Origin of the sequence: Pseudomonas sp. Y39-6, from assembly GCF_023651955.1 — a bacterium.
In the GTDB taxonomy this organism is placed as follows: Bacteria; Pseudomonadota; Gammaproteobacteria; order Pseudomonadales; family Pseudomonadaceae; genus Aquipseudomonas; species Aquipseudomonas veronii.
In genome coordinates, this window is the sequence record NZ_CP069594.1 from 6652240 (window position 1) to 6669270 (window position 17031).

The 17031-nt window shown below is 60.9% G+C and carries 17 protein-coding genes; 5 read left to right on the forward strand and 12 right to left on the reverse strand.

Features of this window, described 5'->3' with window-relative positions; translation table 11 throughout:
• Nucleotides 1-12: 12 nt before the first annotated feature.
• Complete coding sequence (cadR, locus tag JN756_RS30395; RefSeq protein ID WP_017845051.1) at nucleotides 13-462, forward strand: Cd(II)/Pb(II)-responsive transcriptional regulator; 450 nt, start codon at nucleotides 13-15, stop codon at nucleotides 460-462.
• A gap of 82 nt (nucleotides 463-544) precedes the next feature.
• On the opposite strand, the gene JN756_RS30400 is transcribed toward cadR, so the two are convergent.
• From JN756_RS30400 to JN756_RS30410, 3 genes are all read right to left on the reverse strand, one after another.
• Nucleotides 545-1378, reverse strand: coding sequence for a thymidylate synthase (locus JN756_RS30400; RefSeq protein WP_057003969.1), 834 nt, complete (start codon nucleotides 1376-1378; stop codon nucleotides 545-547).
• A 52-nt stretch (nucleotides 1379-1430) separates the two neighbouring features.
• Nucleotides 1431-2243, reverse strand: a complete 813-nt coding sequence (gene lgt / locus JN756_RS30405; RefSeq protein ID WP_057003970.1) for a prolipoprotein diacylglyceryl transferase — start codon at nucleotides 2241-2243, stop codon at nucleotides 1431-1433.
• A 66-nt stretch (nucleotides 2244-2309) separates the two neighbouring features.
• Nucleotides 2310-3092 carry a sulfite exporter TauE/SafE family protein gene (locus tag JN756_RS30410; RefSeq protein WP_017845054.1) on the reverse strand — a complete coding sequence of 261 codons (783 nt, stop codon included), beginning with the start codon at nucleotides 3090-3092 and terminating at the stop codon, nucleotides 2310-2312.
• A gap of 121 nt (nucleotides 3093-3213) precedes the next feature.
• Between JN756_RS30410 and JN756_RS30415 the strand changes: the two genes are divergently transcribed.
• Complete coding sequence (locus JN756_RS30415; protein ID WP_201021628.1) at nucleotides 3214-3960, forward strand: NRDE family protein; 747 nt, start codon at nucleotides 3214-3216, stop codon at nucleotides 3958-3960.
• A 141-nt stretch (nucleotides 3961-4101) separates the two neighbouring features.
• On the opposite strand, the gene ptsP is transcribed toward JN756_RS30415, so the two are convergent.
• Nucleotides 4102-6381, reverse strand: coding sequence for a phosphoenolpyruvate--protein phosphotransferase (gene ptsP / locus JN756_RS30420; protein ID WP_017845056.1), 2280 nt, complete (start codon nucleotides 6379-6381; stop codon nucleotides 4102-4104).
• 22 nt (nucleotides 6382-6403) lie between these two features.
• On the reverse strand, nucleotides 6404-6883 hold the full coding sequence (locus JN756_RS30425) for an RNA pyrophosphohydrolase (protein WP_026139795.1): 480 nt from the start codon (nucleotides 6881-6883) through the stop codon (nucleotides 6404-6406).
• 143 nt (nucleotides 6884-7026) lie between these two features.
• Between JN756_RS30425 and JN756_RS30430 the strand changes: the two genes are divergently transcribed.
• A complete protein-coding gene (locus JN756_RS30430) occupies nucleotides 7027-7683 on the forward strand; it encodes a histidinol-phosphatase (protein WP_046381729.1) in 657 nt (218 codons plus the stop codon).
• A gap of 111 nt (nucleotides 7684-7794) precedes the next feature.
• Here JN756_RS30430 and JN756_RS30435 read toward each other — a convergent pair whose 3' ends face one another.
• The gene (locus JN756_RS30435) at nucleotides 7795-8208 is read right to left on the reverse strand and encodes a DUF2269 family protein (protein WP_017845059.1); all 414 of its coding nucleotides are present in this window, start codon (nucleotides 8206-8208) and stop codon (nucleotides 7795-7797) included.
• A gap of 41 nt (nucleotides 8209-8249) precedes the next feature.
• Complete coding sequence (gene ilvA / locus JN756_RS30440; RefSeq protein ID WP_017845060.1) at nucleotides 8250-9764, reverse strand: threonine ammonia-lyase, biosynthetic; 1515 nt, start codon at nucleotides 9762-9764, stop codon at nucleotides 8250-8252.
• A 135-nt stretch (nucleotides 9765-9899) separates the two neighbouring features.
• On the opposite strand from ilvA, the gene rpiA reads away from it, so the two are divergent.
• Nucleotides 9900-10571 carry a ribose-5-phosphate isomerase RpiA gene (rpiA, locus tag JN756_RS30445; RefSeq protein WP_079444884.1) on the forward strand — a complete coding sequence of 224 codons (672 nt, stop codon included), beginning with the start codon at nucleotides 9900-9902 and terminating at the stop codon, nucleotides 10569-10571.
• A 31-nt stretch (nucleotides 10572-10602) separates the two neighbouring features.
• Here rpiA and JN756_RS30450 read toward each other — a convergent pair whose 3' ends face one another.
• The 4 genes from JN756_RS30450 to JN756_RS30465 form a co-directional block, all read right to left on the reverse strand.
• A complete protein-coding gene (locus JN756_RS30450) occupies nucleotides 10603-11517 on the reverse strand; it encodes an SdiA-regulated domain-containing protein (protein WP_108524858.1) in 915 nt (304 codons plus the stop codon).
• A 118-nt stretch (nucleotides 11518-11635) separates the two neighbouring features.
• Nucleotides 11636-12562 carry an SdiA-regulated domain-containing protein gene (locus JN756_RS30455; protein ID WP_169881783.1) on the reverse strand — a complete coding sequence of 309 codons (927 nt, stop codon included), beginning with the start codon at nucleotides 12560-12562 and terminating at the stop codon, nucleotides 11636-11638.
• Nucleotides 12563-12733: 171 nt separating this feature from the next.
• Nucleotides 12734-13399, reverse strand: coding sequence for a fumarylacetoacetate hydrolase family protein (locus JN756_RS30460; protein ID WP_017845064.1), 666 nt, complete (start codon nucleotides 13397-13399; stop codon nucleotides 12734-12736).
• A gap of 22 nt (nucleotides 13400-13421) precedes the next feature.
• Nucleotides 13422-14816, reverse strand: coding sequence for a D-2-hydroxyglutarate dehydrogenase (locus JN756_RS30465; protein WP_046381725.1), 1395 nt, complete (start codon nucleotides 14814-14816; stop codon nucleotides 13422-13424).
• Nucleotides 14817-15183: 367 nt separating this feature from the next.
• On the opposite strand from JN756_RS30465, the gene serA reads away from it, so the two are divergent.
• Nucleotides 15184-16413 (forward strand): phosphoglycerate dehydrogenase, encoded by a 1230-nt coding sequence (gene serA / locus JN756_RS30470; protein WP_017845066.1) that lies wholly within the window; start codon nucleotides 15184-15186, stop codon nucleotides 16411-16413.
• A 67-nt stretch (nucleotides 16414-16480) separates the two neighbouring features.
• On the opposite strand, the gene JN756_RS30475 is transcribed toward serA, so the two are convergent.
• A complete protein-coding gene (locus JN756_RS30475; RefSeq protein ID WP_046381724.1) occupies nucleotides 16481-16921 on the reverse strand; it encodes a DUF4399 domain-containing protein in 441 nt (146 codons plus the stop codon).
• Nucleotides 16922-17031 lie beyond the last annotated feature (110 nt).

Consider the following 17031-nt stretch of genomic DNA (forward strand, 5'->3'; position numbering starts at 1 on the left):
GAGATTGTTGCGATGAAGATCGGCGAATTGGCCAAGCTGACCGACTGCCCGGTGGAAACCATCCGTTATTACGAGAAGGAAGGCTTGCTGCCACCACCGGCACGCACCGAGGCCAACTACCGCGTGTACACCCAGGCGCACACCGAGCGGTTGGTGTTTATCCGCAACTGCCGCAGCCTGGACATGACCCTGGAAGAAATCCGCAGCCTGCTGGGCTTACGAGACAGCCCGCAGGACCAATGCGAAAACGTCAACGCGCTGATCGACGAGCATATCCACCATGTCAAAGCGCGGATCGACGGCCTGTTGGCATTACAGGAACAGCTGATCGACCTGCGCCAGCGCTGTGGCAGCGGGCCGGAGCTGGATCAGTGCGGGATATTGCAGCGGCTGGAGGTCAGCGGCAGTGTCGCCGCCAGCGAGGCTGAGCCTTCGCATGTGGGCAGAAGCCATGGGCATTAATTCAGCCTGGTAACCGAATCAAAGTGTGGGAGGGGACTTGCTCCCTCCCACACAAGCCCACACCTTTAGACTGAGGCAGGCTTTAGATGGCGACGTCGGCTTTAATGCTTGGGTCAGCGTTGTAACCGACGATTTCGAAGTCTTCGAACTTGTAGTCATAGATCGACGCAGGCTTACGCTTGATCACCAATTCCGGCAGCTTCTTCGGCGTGCGCGCCAGTTGGGTCTGGATCTGTTCCATGTGGTTGCTGTAGGCGTGGGTGTCGCCGGTGGTGACGATGATCTCGTGGGGGATCAGGTCGCACTGCTGGGCCAGCATGTGGGTCAGCAGCGCCAGCGCGGCGGTGTTGTACGGCAGGCCGAGGAATACGTCGGAGCTGCGGATATACAACTGCATCGACAGATGGCCGTCATGCACGAACGCCTGGTACAGCAGGTGGCACGGCGGCAGGGCCTGCTTGCCGTTGCGCGCATTTTCCTGGGGGCTCTTGGTCTCGTCCGGCAGGTACTCGACGTTCCAGCCGTGGAACAGAATGCGGCGGCTGTTGGGGTTGGTCTTCAGCGTCTCGACCATGTAGTCGATCTGATTGATCGTGCCGCCGTCCTTGGTCGGCCAGGCGGTCCACTGCTCGCCGTATACCGGGCCCAGATCACCGTCTTCGGTGGCCCACTCGTCCCAGATACGCACGCCGTTCTCGTTCAACCACTTGATGTTGGTGTTGCCGCTCAACATCCAGATCAATTCGTTGGCGATGCTTTTGAAGTGAAGCTTCTTGGTGGTCAGCAGCGGGAAGCCGTCGGCCAAGTTATGCCGATACTGACGGGCAAACACAGCCTTGGTGCCGGTGCCGGTGCGGTCGCCCTTGGTCAGGCCATTGGTCACGACGTCGTTCAGTAGTTCGAGATATTGCTTCATGTCATTACCCGTATCGGTGCAGCCGAGACCTCGCAGGCCTCGGCATTCGAATTCAAAGCGCGGTGTTCTTCAACGGTTGCGGACGGTTGTACGCCCACCACAGCAGGCCCAGGCCGACGATGATCATCGGCAGACTGAGGATCTGGCCCATGGTCACCCAACCGAACGCCAGGTAGCCCAGTTGCGCATCCGGGACGCGCACGAACTCGACGACAAAACGGAAGATGCCGTAGAACAACGCGAACATACCCGACACAGCCATGGTCGGCCGTGGCTTGCGCGAGAAAATGTACAGAATGAGGAACAGTGCCACACCTTCCAGGGCGAACTGGTACAGCTGCGACGGATGACGCGGCAATTGCGCCGGGTCGCTGAACGGCGGGAACACCATGGCCCACGGCACGTCGGTCGGCTTGCCCCACAGTTCGGCATTGATGAAGTTACCGATACGCCCGGCGCCCAGACCGATCGGCACCAGCGGCGCAACGAAGTCCATCAGCTCGAAGAACGACTTGCCGTTGCGACGGCCAAACCACCAGGCGGCGAGCATCACGCCGATAAACCCACCGTGGAAGGCCATGCCGCCCTTCCATACCTCGAAGATCAGCGTCGGGTTGGCGATGTAGGCGGGCAAGTCGTAAAACAGCACATACCCCAGGCGTCCGCCGACGATGACCCCCATCGACAACCAGAACACCATGTCGGAGAGTTTCTCCTTGGTCCAGGTCGGGTCGAAACGGTTCAGGCGCCGGGAAGCCAGCAGCCAGGCGCCGCCGATGCCGATCAGGTACATCAACCCGTACCAGTGGATTTTCAGCGGACCGATGGCCAGGGCCACCGGGTCGATCTGCGGGTAAGGCAGCATTGCGACTCCTCGTTAAATCATTCGTTATGGCGACCGGGACCATGCCCGGGCGCGATTAAGGCTGCGTTACAGCAAGAAATTCAAACCCACGCAAAACAGCAGCCCGGCAAACAGGCGTTTGAGCAAGCGCGGCGACAAACGGTGCGCCAGGCGCGCGCCGAAGCGGGCAAACACCATGCTGGTCAGGGCAATGCCCAGCAGCGCCGGCAAATACACGAACCCTAGACTATGAGCGGGCAGCAGCGGGTCATGCCAGCCCAGAATCATGAAACTTAATGCACTGGCCAGCGCAATCGGCAGCCCGCAGGCCGACGAAGTGGCCACCGCTTGCTGCATCGGCACGCTGCGCCAGGTCAAAAACGGCACGGTCAGCGAACCGCCGCCAATCCCGAAAATCGCCGAGGCCCAGCCGATCACCGTGCCCGCCAGGGTCAGACCGAGCTTGCCCGGCACCGTTCGACTGGCCTTGGGCTTGACCTCCAGGGCCAACTGCACGGCGATGATCAGCGCGAACACGCCGATGATCTTCTGCAAGTGGGGGCCGGAAATCGCCTCGGCGGTCAGCGCGCCAAAACCGGCGCCGATCAGGATGCCCACGGTCATCCACACAAAGATCGGCCAGCGCACCGCGCCCCGTCGATGGTGCTCACGCACGGCATTGATCGAGGTGAAGATGATCGTCGCCAGGGACGTGCCCACGGCCAGGTGGGTCAGCACCTGCGGGTCGAAGCCCTGCAAGGTGAAGCTGAACACCAGCACCGGCACGATAATGATCCCGCCGCCCACGCCAAACAGCCCGGCGAGCACCCCGGCACAGGCGCCCAGCAGTAAATACAGCAGAAATTCCATGGGAGCCCCCAAACCAAGTCCGGCATGTTAACGGATGGAAGGCATGCGACCCAACTGGATACGATGGAACGCCCGCGCCAGTGTAGGTAGAGTGGCCAAACACACAAAGGGAGATCGCCTGATGTGCCTGATTGTTTTCGCCTGGCGGCCGGGCCATGCCCAACCGCTGATCGTCGCGGCCAACCGTGACGAGTTCTACGCCCGCCCCAGCCTGCCGCTGGCCCAATGGCCGGATGCGCCTGCCGTCTATGCCGGCCGCGACCAGGAAGCGGGCGGCACCTGGCTGGGGGTGAACGCCGACGGGCGATTTGCCGCCCTGACCAATATCCGCGACCCACACCAGCCGCCGGCCCGCAAGTCGCGTGGGGAATTGGTGGCGCGGTTTCTCAGCGGTTCGCTGCCGCTTGAGCAGTATTTGGCGGAGATCAACGGCCGCGCGATTGAATATGCCGGGTTCAACCTGTTGGTGGGCACGCGGGATGAACTGTGGCATTACAACGCCCGCGACAGCGTGCCTACGCAGCTGCCCGCCGGGGTGTACGGCCTTTCCAATGCAGGGCTCGACACGCCATGGCCGAAATTGCTCAAGGCCAAGGCAGCGCTGGGCGAGGTACTGGAGAACCCGCAGCCGGAAACCTTGCTGGATATCTTGAGCGACCCGCAAACCGCGCCGTTTGCCGACTTGCCGGACACCGGCGTGGGCTTGGCGACCGAGAGTTTGCTATCAAGCGTATTTATCGCCAGCCCCAGTTATGGGACACGGGCGAGTACAGCGCTGATTGTGAATGCGGACGGCACGCGGCAGATAGTGGAGCGCAGTTTTGGGCCGCACGGTGGGCGGCTCGGCGAAGTCGAACTCTCGCTCTAGACACACCACAAAACCAATGTGGGAGGGGGCTTGCCCCCGATTAGGGTGTATCAGCCAAAAGTGTGCTGACTGACACTCCGTAATCGGGGGCAAGTCGAATCGTCGCACCGCCCCTCCCACATTTTTGATCGGCGCCAGGTTTTAGAGGGTCTTGGCAGAGGCCGGGTTGATCATCCGCGTCAACCCCAGGTTCTTCAGCGCCAGTTGCAGCGAGCTGTGGATAACTTGCGGGTTGTCGATGGTCATCAGCTCGGCCAGCAGTTCCTTGGCCATGCTCAGGTTGACCTGGCGCAGCAGCCACTTCACCTTCGGCAAGTTGGTGGCGTTCATCGACAGGCTGTCAAAGCCCATCGCCATCAACAGCACCGCTGCCGCCGGATCGCCGGCCATTTCCCCGCAGATGCTCACCGGCTTGCCTTCGGCATGGGCGTCGCGCACCACATGTTGCAGCGCTTGCAGCACCGCCGGGTGCAGGTAGTCGTAGAGGTCGGCCACCCGTGGGTTGTTGCGGTCCACGGCCAGCAGGTATTGGGTCAGGTCGTTGGAGCCCACCGACAGGAAGTCGACCTGCCGCGCCAGTTCCTTGGCCTGGTACACCGCCGCCGGAATTTCGATCATCACGCCGATCGGCGGCATCGGTACGTCGGCGCCTTCGTCGCGCACCTCGCCCCAGGCGCGGTGGATCAGGTGCAGGGCTTCTTCCAGCTCATGGGTGCCGGAGATCATCGGCAGCAGGATGCGCAGGTTGTTCAGGCCTTCGCTGGCCTTGAGCATGGCGCGGGTTTGTACGAGGAAAATTTCCGGGTGGTCGAGGGTGACGCGAATCCCGCGCCAGCCGAGGAAGGGGTTGTCTTCCTTGATCGGGAAATACGACAGTGACTTATCGCCGCCAATGTCCAGGCTGCGCATCGTCACCGGCAACGGATGGAAGGCGGACAGTTGCTCGCGATAAATCGCCAGCTGCTCCTTCTCGCTCGGAAAGCGCTGGTTGATCATGAACGGCACTTCGGTGCGGTACAGCCCCACCCCTTCGGCGCCGCGTTGTTGCGCGCGGGCCACATCGGCGAGCAGGCCGGTGTTGACCAGCAGCGGCACGCGATGCCCGTCGAGGGTCACGCAGGGCAGTTCGCGCAAGGCGTCGAGGCCCTGGGACAGCTGGCGTTCCTCTTCCACCACCTCGGCGTACTGCTTGCGCATCACTTCGCTGGGGTTGGTGAACACTTCGCCACGGTTGCCGTCGACGATCATTTCGATGCCGTCGACCTTGGAATACGGCAGGTCCACCAGGCCCATCACCGTCGGAATGCCCATGGCCCGGGCCAGGATCGCGACGTGGGAGTTGCCCGAACCGAGCACCGAGATCAGGCCCACCAGTTTGCCTTCCGGCACTTCGCCGAGCATGGTGGCGGTCAGTTCTTCACTGATCAGGATGGTGTTGTCGGGGTAGACCAGGTTGGTGGAACGGTCTTCCTGCAAGTAAGCGAGCAGACGGCGACCGAGGTCGCGCACATCCGAGGCGCGCTCGCGCAGGTAGGCGTCGTCCATCAATTCGAAACGGTTGACGTGATCGGAGACCACCTGGCGCAGCGCGCCCTGGGCCCACTGGCCGGTCTTGATCACGTTTTTGACTTCGCTGCCCAGCGACGCGTCATCCAGCATCATCTGGTACACCTCGAACAGCGCTCGCTCTTCGGGGCGCAGTTGGGTGGCGAGCTTGTTCGACAGGTTGCGCATGTCGGCGCGCACGCCTTCCAGGGCGGTCTTGAACAGTTTGATTTCGGCGTCGATGTCGCTGACGGTCTTGTCCGGCACCACATCGAGGTCGGCCGGCGGCAACATGACCACGGCCGTACCGACGGCCGCACCTGGCGAGCCCGGTACGCCGACGAACTTGGCTTCCTGGATGCCCTTGCCCTGGCGCCCCAGGCCGCGAATCGAGCCGGTGGCTTCGGCATGGGCGATCACCCCGGCCAATTGCGCGCTCATGGTCACGAGGAAGGCTTCTTCGCCTTCGTCGAACTGGCGGCGTTCTTTCTGCTGGATGACCAACACGCCGACAACGCGGCGGTGGTGAATGATCGGCGCGCCGAGGAACGAGGCGTAGCGCTCTTCGCCGGTTTCGGCAAAGTAGCGATAACGCGGGTGATCAGCCGCGTTTTCAAGGTTCAGGGGTTCTTCACGCGTCCCTACCAAGCCCACCAGACCTTCATTGGGCGCCATGCTGACCTTGCCGATGGAGCGCTTGTTCAAGCCCTCGGTCGCCATCAGCACAAAACGGTTGGTCTCGGGGTCCAGCAGGTAAACCGAGCAGACCTGGCTGCCCATGGCTTCCTTGACGCGCAACACAATAATCCCCAACGCCGCCTTGAGATCCTTGGCGGAGTTAACTTCCTGGACGATCTTGCGCAGCGTATTGAGCATGGCTCGGGGTCGAACTCCGTCGTCAGTCGCGCGTTAAAAGGCGCGGGGCAAGCTCTTTGAGAGCGCGACGATAAACCTCGCGCTTGAATGTCACCACCTGGCCCAACGGATACCAATAACTGACCCAACGCCAGCCATCGAACTCCGGTTTACCGGTCAAATCCATCCGCACCCGCTGCTCGTTGGAGATCAGGCGCAGGAGAAACCATTTCTGCTTCTGGCCGATACACAGCGGTTGGCTGTGGGTACGCACCAGGCGTTGCGGCAAACGATAACGCAACCAGCCACGGGTACAGGCCAAAATTTGCACATCTTCGCGCTCAAGGCCGACTTCTTCGTTCAACTCGCGGTACAAGGCGTCTTCAGGGGTTTCGTCAGGGTTGATCCCACCTTGAGGAAACTGCCAGGCATCTTGGTTGATTCGGCGAGCCCATAGGACCTGTCCGGAATCATTCGTAAGAATAATCCCGACATTAGGACGGAAACCATCGGGGTCGATCACGGCAACAACCTCGCAAACGCATGTCGTCGCATTGTTCCACAAAGGTTGTTCCAGCGGCAACGAGGCTTCTTAGCTTATGTGCAGTCTTGTGAAAAGACCGTATTCTGGACGCCTTTTTACAGACTTTTCAGCGGGTAACTGTAATGCGCCTGGCTTTATTCGACTTGGACAACACGCTTCTGGGGGGTGACAGCGATCACGCCTGGGGCGATTACCTCTGTGAACGCGGATTTCTCGACCCGGTGACCTACAAGGCACGCAACGACGAATTCTATCAGGACTACCTGGCCGGCCAGCTGGATAACGCGGCCTACCTGAATTTTTGCCTGGAAATCCTCGGCCGCACCGAAATGGCCCAATTGGAGGCGTGGCACAACGACTACATGCGCGACTGCATCGAGCCGATCATGCTGCCGCAGGCATTTGAACTGCTGGCCAAGCACCGCGCCGCTGGCGACAAGCTGGTGATCATCACCGCGACCAACCGCTTCGTCACCGCGCCAATTGCCGCACGCCTGGGCGTAGACGCCCTGATCGCCACCGAATGCGAGATGGAAGACGGCCGCTACACCGGGCGCAGCACCGATGTGCCGTGCTTTCGCGAAGGCAAGGTGACGCGCCTGAACCGTTGGCTGGAAGAAACCGGGCACAGCCTGGAAGACAGCTACTTCTACAGCGATTCGATGAATGACTTGCCGCTGCTGGAGCAGGTGACGTATCCGATCGCGGTAGACCCGGACCCGAATCTGCGGGCTGAGGCCGAGAAGCGGGGCTGGCCGGTGATTACGCTGCGGAGCTGATGGCCCTATCGGGGGCAAGCCCCCTCCCACATTTAACTGCATTTCAACGGATGTACGCGGTTAAATGTGGGAGGGAGCTTGCTCCCGATGCAGACAACTCGGTGTAAAGCCTTAAACCGGCTTGGCCCCCATCAACCCCGCAATCGCCACAAACCCCACCAGGCTGACCACCGCCAATGCCAAGGTGAAATTCAGGCTACCGCCCTCGCCCTTGCGCAAGCGATTGAGCCGCGCCACCAGCCAGAACCAGCACAGCGCCGCGACGGTGTAGAGCAGGCTGGAACCCAGAATCCAGGTCTGCCCCAGCGGCCAGCCGACCAGATGCACCAGCCACCAGCCGGTAAACGGCATGCTGATCAGGCAGATCCCCATCAACAACCATACGAACGCCCACGGGCGCTGCACGGTGATCGCCGGGCCGGCGCTGCGTTTGCGCCAGGCCAGCAGCGCCAGGCCGAGGCCGCTGAGCAGCAGCAACACAGTCGCCGCCATGTGGATAACTTTGAGGGTGGTCAGGGTTTCCATGTGTCGTCTTCCTTAAAGGCCGCCCCAATCAGCGTAGTCGCTCAACCGAGGAACAGTTTGTAAGCCGGGTTATCGCTTTCATCCCAGTACGGGTAGCCGATGGCTTCAAGGGCTGCCGATACCAGATGGCGCTCGTCCGCCGGGACTTGCAGGCCGGCGACCACGCGGCCGTCGGCTGCGCCGTGGTTGCGATAGTGGAACATCGAGATGTTCCAGCGCCCGCCTAATTTGTTAAGAAAGTTGAACAAGGCGCCCGGCCGCTCCGGGAATTCGAAGCGAAACACCACTTCATCGCTGACCTTCGCCGCGTGCCCGCCAACCATGTGGCGGATGTGCAACTTGGCCAGTTCGTTCTCGGTCAGGTCGAGCACCGGGAAACCCTGGCTGGTCAGGCTGGCGATCAATGCGCTGCGCGGATCGTTTTCCGGATGGGTCTGCACGCCGACGAAAATGTGCGCCTCGCGGCCGGAGTGGTAGCGATAGTTGAATTCGGTGATCTGGCGCTTGCCCACGGCCTCGCAAAACGCCTTGAAGCTGCCCGGCTTCTCGGGGATGGTCACGGCGATGATAGCTTCGCGGCCTTCACCCAGCTCGGCGCGCTCGGCCACATGGCGCAGGCGGTCGAAGTTGACGTTGGCGCCGGAGTCGATGGCCACCAGGGTTTGCCCGGTGACGCCACGGCTCTCGACATATTTCTTGATGCCCGCCACACCCAGGGCGCCCGCTGGCTCGGTGATGGAGCGGGTGTCGTCATAGATGTCCTTGATCGCCGCACAGATTTCATCGGTGCTGACGGTGATCACTTCGTCCACATAGTCTTTGCAGATGTCGAAGGTGTACTGGCCGATCTGCGCCACCGCCACGCCATCGGCAAAAATCCCCACGGTCGGCAGCACCACGCGCTCGCCGGCGGCCATGGCGGCCTGCAGGCAGTTGGAGTCGTCCGGCTCGACGCCGATGATCTTGATCTCCGGACGCAGGTATTTCACATACGCCGCGATACCGGCGATCAGCCCACCGCCGCCGACCGGCACGAAGATCGCGTCCAGCGGCCCAGGGTGCTGGCGCAGGATCTCCATCGCCACGGTCCCCTGCCCGGCAATGGTGTGCGGGTCGTCGTAGGGGTGAATGTAGACGTAGCCTTTTTCGTCGACCAGTTTCAGCGAGTAGGCCAGGGCTTCCGGGAACGAATCACCGTGCAGCACCACTTTGCCGCCACGGGAACGCACGCCTTCGACCTTGATTTCCGGGGTGGTCTTGGGCATCACGATAGTGGCCTTGACCCCCAGCACCTTGGCCGCCAGGGCCAGGCCCTGGGCATGGTTGCCCGCCGAAGCGGTGACCACGCCGCGCGCGCGCTCATCGGCCGTCAACTGGGTCAGCTTGTTGTACGCGCCGCGAATCTTGAACGAGAACACCGGCTGCAAGTCTTCCCGCTTGAGCAAGACCTTGTTGCCCAGCCGCTCGGAGAGCTGGCGGGCGGCCTGCAACGGGGTTTCTATGGCAACGTCGTAAACGCGCGAGGTGAGGATCTTTTTGACGTACTGTTCAAGCATCGGCAGGCATCACTGGGCGGAGTGGGCAGGGTCGACGAGTCTAACTCAGCGTTTGGCCGGGCGACCACACGAATCCAAAGGTTTTGATGGGTTATACTCGCGCCCTCTCTACTCCCCGCCCGTTCCGGAGCCCGCATGACCCAGGATCAACTCAAACAGGCAGTGGCCCAGGCCGCCGTCGATTTAATCCTTCCTAAACTCGATGACAAGAGCATCGTCGGCGTCGGCACCGGCTCCACTGCCAACTGCTTCATCGATGCGCTGGCCAAGCACAAGGGCGCGTTCGATGGCGCCGTGGCCAGCTCCGAAGCCACCGCCGCGCGCCTCAAGGGCCATGGCATTCCGGTGTACGAGCTCAATACCGTCAGCGACCTGGAGTTCTACGTCGACGGCGCCGATGAAAGCGACGCGCACCTGAACCTGATCAAGGGCGGTGGCGCGGCCCTGACCCGCGAGAAGATCGTCGCGGCCGTGGCCAAGACCTTTATCTGCATCGCCGACGCCAGCAAACTGGTGCCGGTACTCGGCGCCTTCCCGCTGCCGGTGGAAGTGATCCCGATGGCCCGCAGCCACGTGGCCCGCGAGCTGGTGAAGCTGGGCGGCGACCCGGTGTACCGCGAAGGCGTGTTGACCGACAACGGCAACATCATCCTCGACGTGTACAACATGCAGATCACCAACCCGGTGGAGCTTGAGACGCAGATCAACGCCATCGTCGGCGTGGTCACCAACGGCCTGTTCGCCGCACGCCCGGCTGACGTGCTGCTGCTGGGCACCCCGGAAGGCGTGAAAACCCTCAAGGCCTGATGCACAACCGAATGTGGGGTCGGCGGTGTGTTCAGGCTTCTGGTTTCTTGAACACGTAGAACAGGTTCGGCTCGCTGACCAGGTACAACGTACCCGCGTCATCCATGGCGATCCCTTCGGCCTGCGGCACCCGCGTATTCAGGCCATGGCGCCCGTTAAGCAGCGACAAACTGCTTAACGGGCGACCGTCGATATCCAGCTCCAACACCAGGAACGATTCATCCGACAGCGCCAGTAAATGGCCGCTGCGTTCGTCGTATTGCAGGCTCGACAGGTCGCGCACGAACAGCCCGGCATCGCGCTTGGGGTTGTTGATGACGTGGACCGAGTAGGTTTTTTCCGGTTTGAAATGGGGAAACCCATGAACCTCATAGATCACCATCGGGTCGCGTTCCTTCGCCACGAACAGGCGCTTGCCCACCGAGTCGTAGGCAAGCCCTTCAAACCCCTTGTTGCCCCCCACATGCACACCCAGGGTCATCTGCTCCGCGTCGGCGGCGTCGAGGAACTGCGTATCGTCATCCACATGCACCTTGATCAGGCGCTGTTGGCGCTCATCGCTGATGACATAGATGTTGTCGCTGATAAATTCCACGGCCTCGGCATCTCCGAAGCCAACCAGGGGAATCCTTCGCAGGATCTTGCCAGCGAGGGACAGTTCGACCAGCTCGGCGTTTTTGTTGGTGACGGTAAACAGGCTTTTACGCACCGGGTCGTAGGTCAGCGCGGAGACGTCGTCATCCAGGCCTTCGATCACCTGGCCCTCGACGCTGACCCGGTAATCCGCCAGGCCAATGGCGCGGTCGCCAACAGGCTGGCCCCACACCTGCCAATTGAACCAGGCCCGTTCGAACAGACGAAACTGTTGTGCGACAACGCCCGCGCCCATCAAGGCGATCAGCACCAGTATGAAAAAAGCCGGTTTGGGGCGGGCAAGTCGACGCATCGGGCGGGCTCAAAGTCAAAAATGGCGAATGAATATCACGCCCGCCTGAATTTAAACTTAAACGCGCCCGGTGTGTGGCGTATGCCGCGGATAGAGAAATATCCGACGTAATCGGTTGTTATTTCTGCTTTTCGAAACGATAGAACAGGTTCGGCTCACTGACCATGTAGAGGTTGCCGTTCTCGTCCAGGGTCACGCCTTCGGCACGCGGGATCGTGTTCTTGAGGCCGTTGAAGCCGCCGAGCAAGGTCATGAAGCTGACTGGCTCGCCCTTTTCATCCAGTTCCAGCAGCAGGTGGGACTCGGCCGACAGCGCCAGCAGGTGCCCGGTGCGCGGATCGATGGCCAGCGCCGAGAGGTTGCGCATGTCGAGCTTTGTATTGGCGAGCTTTTGCTTGTCACCGACCAGGGTCTGGCTGCCGTCGCTTTTCCAGGTGAACAGCGCTGGCGGGCGTTCTTCGCCGAGCACGAACTGCTGGTTGCGCTTGTCCCAGGTGACGCCTTCAAAGGCTTTGTTCTGGTCTTTGGACGGGCCCAGGTCGTAACTCGGGAAGTCGGCCTTGTTCAACGCCGTGGTGCTGGCGTCGACCTTGACGATGGTCAGGCTGTGCTGGCGTTCATCGACCACGGCAATCAGGCCGTTTTCCATCACCGTCACACCTTCCGGGTTGTTCCAACCGTTAAGGGGCATCTTGCGCAGCACATCGCCTTGCAGGGTCAACTCGACGAGGAATGGATTTTTGCCCATGACGGAAAACAGGGTTTTCGTCTGCGGGTTGTAGGACAGGTCCGAGGCCTCGTCCTTCTCCATACCGGGCAGCAGCTTGGCGTCGATGACGGCGCGGTAATCCGGGAGCCACACGCTCGCTTGGCGTTTGGCCGGGCTTTCAAAACGCTCCACGACCCACAACACACCCCGGTCGTCCCAATGCATGGCCCAGGCAACGCCATACACGATCGCCCCAACCAGAAGCAGCCAGGAATACCAGCGCAGAGCAAAACGAGAGCGTGGCTTGGGGGTAAAGGTAGGCAGGGACACGGCCATTGGGCGCTTTTTCCGGAAAGTCAGCGTTAGGTGAAAGCACAGGAATAACCGGCCCGCGCGCTAGAGGCTGAAGATTATCCGGATGGGGTGTGAAAAAAATGCAAACAACCGAAACGGGTGCGGGACCTGTGGCGAGCGAGCTTGTTCGCTCGCCACAGGGTTGTGCCGAAGTTAGCGAACGCTGCTTTCGAAGCGGGTCACACCGGACAGTTCCAGCACCAGCTTGTCACCGACATTCAACGGCCCAACGCCAGCGGGGGTGCCGGTGAGGATCACGTCGCCGGCCTGCAGCGAGAAGCAGCCGGCCATGTACTGGATCATCGGGATGATCGGGTTGAGCATGGCCGCGCTGTTGCCATTCTGGCGCACTTCGCCGTTGATGCTCAGGCGAATGCCGATATCGGTCAGGTCCGGGAAGGTGCTGCCGACCACGAACGGCGCGATCACCGCCGCGCCGTCGAAGGACTTGGCGATTTCCCACGGCAAGCCCTTGGCTTTCAATTCAGCCTGCTTGTCGCGCAGGGTCAGGTCCAGGGCCGGGGCGAAGCCGGAGATGGCATCGAGCACTTCTTCGCGGCTAGGCTTGGTCGACAGGGGTTTGCCGATCAGCACCGCAATTTCCGCTTCGTAATGCACCGAACCGCGTTCGGTCGGAATGCTGAAACCGCCTTCCAGCGCCACAACGCAGCTGCCCGGCTTGATGAACAGCAACGGTTCGGTCGGTACCGGGTTATCCAGTTCCTTGGCATGTTCGGCGTAGTTACGCCCAATACACACCACTTTACCCACCGGGAAGTGGATGTTGGTGCCGTCGACATACTTGTGCTGGTAGCTCATGGAACGACTCCTTCAGGGGCGGTTAAACAGCGAAGATCTTGCCGGGGTTCATGATCCCGTTCGGGTCAAACACCGCTTTCACGGCCTTCATGTATTCGATTTCAACCGGCGAGCGGCTGTAGGTCAGGTAGTCGCGCTTGGTCATGCCCACGCCGTGTTCGGCGGAGATCGAGCCGTTGTACTTCGCCACGGTTTCGAACACCCACTTGTTCACGGTGGCGCACTTGGCAAAGAACTCATCCTTGCTCAGGTTTTCCGGCTTGAGGATGTTCAGGTGCAGGTTGCCGTCGCCGATATGGCCGAACCAGACGATCTCGAAGTCGGGGTAGTGTTCGCCGACGATCGCGTCAATTTCCTTCAAGAATGCCGGCACTTTCGATACCGTCACCGAAATGTCGTTCTTGTACGGCGTCCAGTGGGAAATAGTCTCGGAGATGTACTCGCGCAGTTTCCACAGGTTGTGCAGCTGGGTTTCGCTCTGGCTCATCACCCCGTCCAGCACCCAGCCCTGCTCGACGCAGTGCTCGAAGGTTTCCAGGGCGTGGTTGGCGACTTCTTCGGTGGTGGCTTCGAATTCCAGCAGTGCGTAGAACGGGCACTCGGTCTCGAACGGCGCCGGCACGTCACCACGGCCGAGGACTTTGGCCAGGGCCTTGTCAGAGAAAAACTCGAAAGCGGTCAGGTCCAGCTTGCTCTGGAATGCGTGCAACACCGGCATGATCGCGTCGAAGTCGGTGGTGCCGAGCACCATCGCGGTGAGGTTTTTCGGCGCACGGTCCAGGCGCATGGTGGCTTCCACCACAAAACCCAGGGTGCCTTCGGCGCCGATGAACAGCTGGCGCATGTCGTAGCCGGTGGCATTCTTGATCAGGTCGCGGTTCAGTTCCAGCACGTCGCCTTTGCCGGTGACGACCTTCATGCCGGCGACCCAGTTACGGGTCATACCGTAGCGAATGACCTTGATCCCGCCGGCATTGGTGCCGATATTGCCGCCAATCTGGCTAGAACCGGACGAAGCGAAGTCCACCGGGTAGTACAGGCCGTGCTCTTCGGCGACGTTCTGCAATTGCTTGGTGACCACGCCCGGCTGGCACTTGGCGGTGCGGTCGGTGAGGTTCACCTCGAGGATCTGGTTCATATAGTCGAACGAGACGACCACTTCACCATTGGCCGCAACGGCGGCAGCCGACAGGCCGGTACGCCCACCGGACGGCACCAGCGCGACCTTGTGCTCATTGGCCCAGCGCACGATGGCCTGCACCTGTTCAACCGTCTTGGGGAATACGATGGCAGTCGGGGCCGGGGCGAAGTGCTTGGTCCAATCCTTGCCGTAAGCCTCCAGGGAGTCGGCGTCGGTCAGCACTTTGCCGGGCTCAACCAGGGTCTTTAGCTCATCAATCAGGGCAGGATGGGTCATCGACAGAACTCTCGAACAATTCATGGTCATCCTGAGAACGCTTCACGTCGCAGGAATAGGTGTTTAGCGGGGCGCGTATGCTAGCATACCGCCCCCGTAGGACAGAGCCCAAGGGCGTTCTGCGGTGACGGCTTTCCTGCCGTCCGGGTCAGCTCTGTGCCCTGATTTACCAATACGTTTCTGTTTGACGAGTGGCTGTTGTCGTCAGGCAAGGCGCCGCGACGACTCATAGCTCTGGCTATGGGGAGGAGCGGCAACGCAGCATGACGGCAACAGACGCCGTCAAACGGGAACAGTATTGGTGAATCAGGACACATCCGGCGATCCGATTCCCTGCCATTTTTCTCCGGGATACAGGTTTACGCAGATGAGCAAGACTTCTCTCGATAAGAGCAAGATCAAGTTCCTTCTTCTGGAAGGCGTCCACCCATCGGCTGTCGAAGTTCTGAAAGCCGCCGGGTATACCAGCATTGAGTACATCACCAGTTCTCTGCCGGAAGCCCAGCTCAAGGAAAAGATCGCCGACGCGCACTTCATCGGCATTCGCTCCCGCACTCAGCTGACCGAAGAGGTCTTCGATCACGCCAAGAAACTCGTGGCGGTCGGCTGCTTCTGCATCGGCACCAACCAGGTCGACCTTAACGCAGCGCGCGAGCGCGGCATCGCGGTGTTCAACGCACCGTACTCCAACACCCGTTCCGTCGCGGAGCTGGTGCTGGCCGAGGCCATCCTGCTGCTGCGCGGCATTCCGGAGAAGAATGCCTCCTGCCACCGTGGCGGCTGGATCAAGAGCGCAGCCAACTCCTTCGAAATCCGCGGCAAGAAGCTGGGGATCATCGGTTACGGTTCAATCGGCACTCAACTGTCGGTCCTGGCCGAAAGCCTGGGCATGCAGGTGTTCTTCTACGACACCCTGACCAAGCTGCCACTGGGTAACGCCACGCAAGTGTCGAGCCTGACCGAGCTGCTGGGCATGTCCGACATCGTCACCCTGCACGTGCCGGAAACCGCTGAGACCCAGTGGATGATCGGCGAGAAGGAAATCCGCGCGATCAAGAAAGGCGGCATCCTGATCAACGCTGCCCGCGGCACCGTGGTCGAGTTGGACGCCCTGGCCGACGCGATCAAGGACAAGCACCTGATCGGCGCCGCCATCGACGTGTTCCCGGTGGAGCCACGCTCCAACGACGACATCTTCGAAAGCCCGCTGCGTGGCCTGGACAACGTGATCCTGACCCCGCACATCGGCGGCTCCACCGCTGAAGCCCAGGCCAACATTGGCCTGGAAGTCTCGGAAAAGCTGGTCAAGTACAGCGACAACGGTACGTCGGTATCCTCGGTCAACTTCCCGGAAGTGGCCCTGCCGGCTCACCCTGGCAAGCACCGTCTGCTGCACATCCACCAGAACATCCCGGGTGTGATGATGGAGATCAACAAGGTCTTCGCGGAAAACGGCATCAACATTTCCGGTCAGTTCCTGCAGACCAACGAGAAGGTCGGCTACGTGGTGATCGACGTCGACGCCGAGTACTCGGACCTGGCGCAACAGAAGCTGCAACACATCAACGGCACGATTCGTTGCCGCGTGTTGTTCTAACGCTTCAAACGCCCTACGAAAAATGGGAGGCCCGCAGGGGTCTCCCATTTTTTTGTCTGAACAAATCTTACTTGACGTTAACCGTGATCACTTTCGAGGCTACAGTCGGGTTGAACTGCATGTGCAGTTTATCGCCGGCGACCAGTTGCAAGGTGTGCTTGCCAGGGGTCAGGGTCAGCTCGGTTTCGGTCTGGGCCTTGCCGAAGTGGATTACGCTGTCGGTGGCCGGGATCGGCACGCTGGCGTCGGGCAGCGCCTTCTGGTCGACCAGCAGGTGATGGTGGCCGGTGCCTGGGGTCTGGTCGGTGGCCGGGGCCAGTTTCAGACCTTCCATGCCGAACTTGACGGTGAAGGTTTTATCGACGGTGGCGCCGTCTTTCGGCGAAACGATAAACACTTTGGCATTTTCAGGTGGCGCGCTGCGAGGGATGCCGTCTGCGGCGGTCACCAACATCGAAGCACCCAATAGTACGCCGGCAATCGTTACACGAGACAAAAGGGCTTTCATTCGCTTCTCCACTTTTCTATGAAATTTGTAGGGTTATGACAACTTAGCGACTAATTGCTGTCCAAGGCACTCAACACCATAACAAAGCGATGCTGAACCGCGCCTCGCAC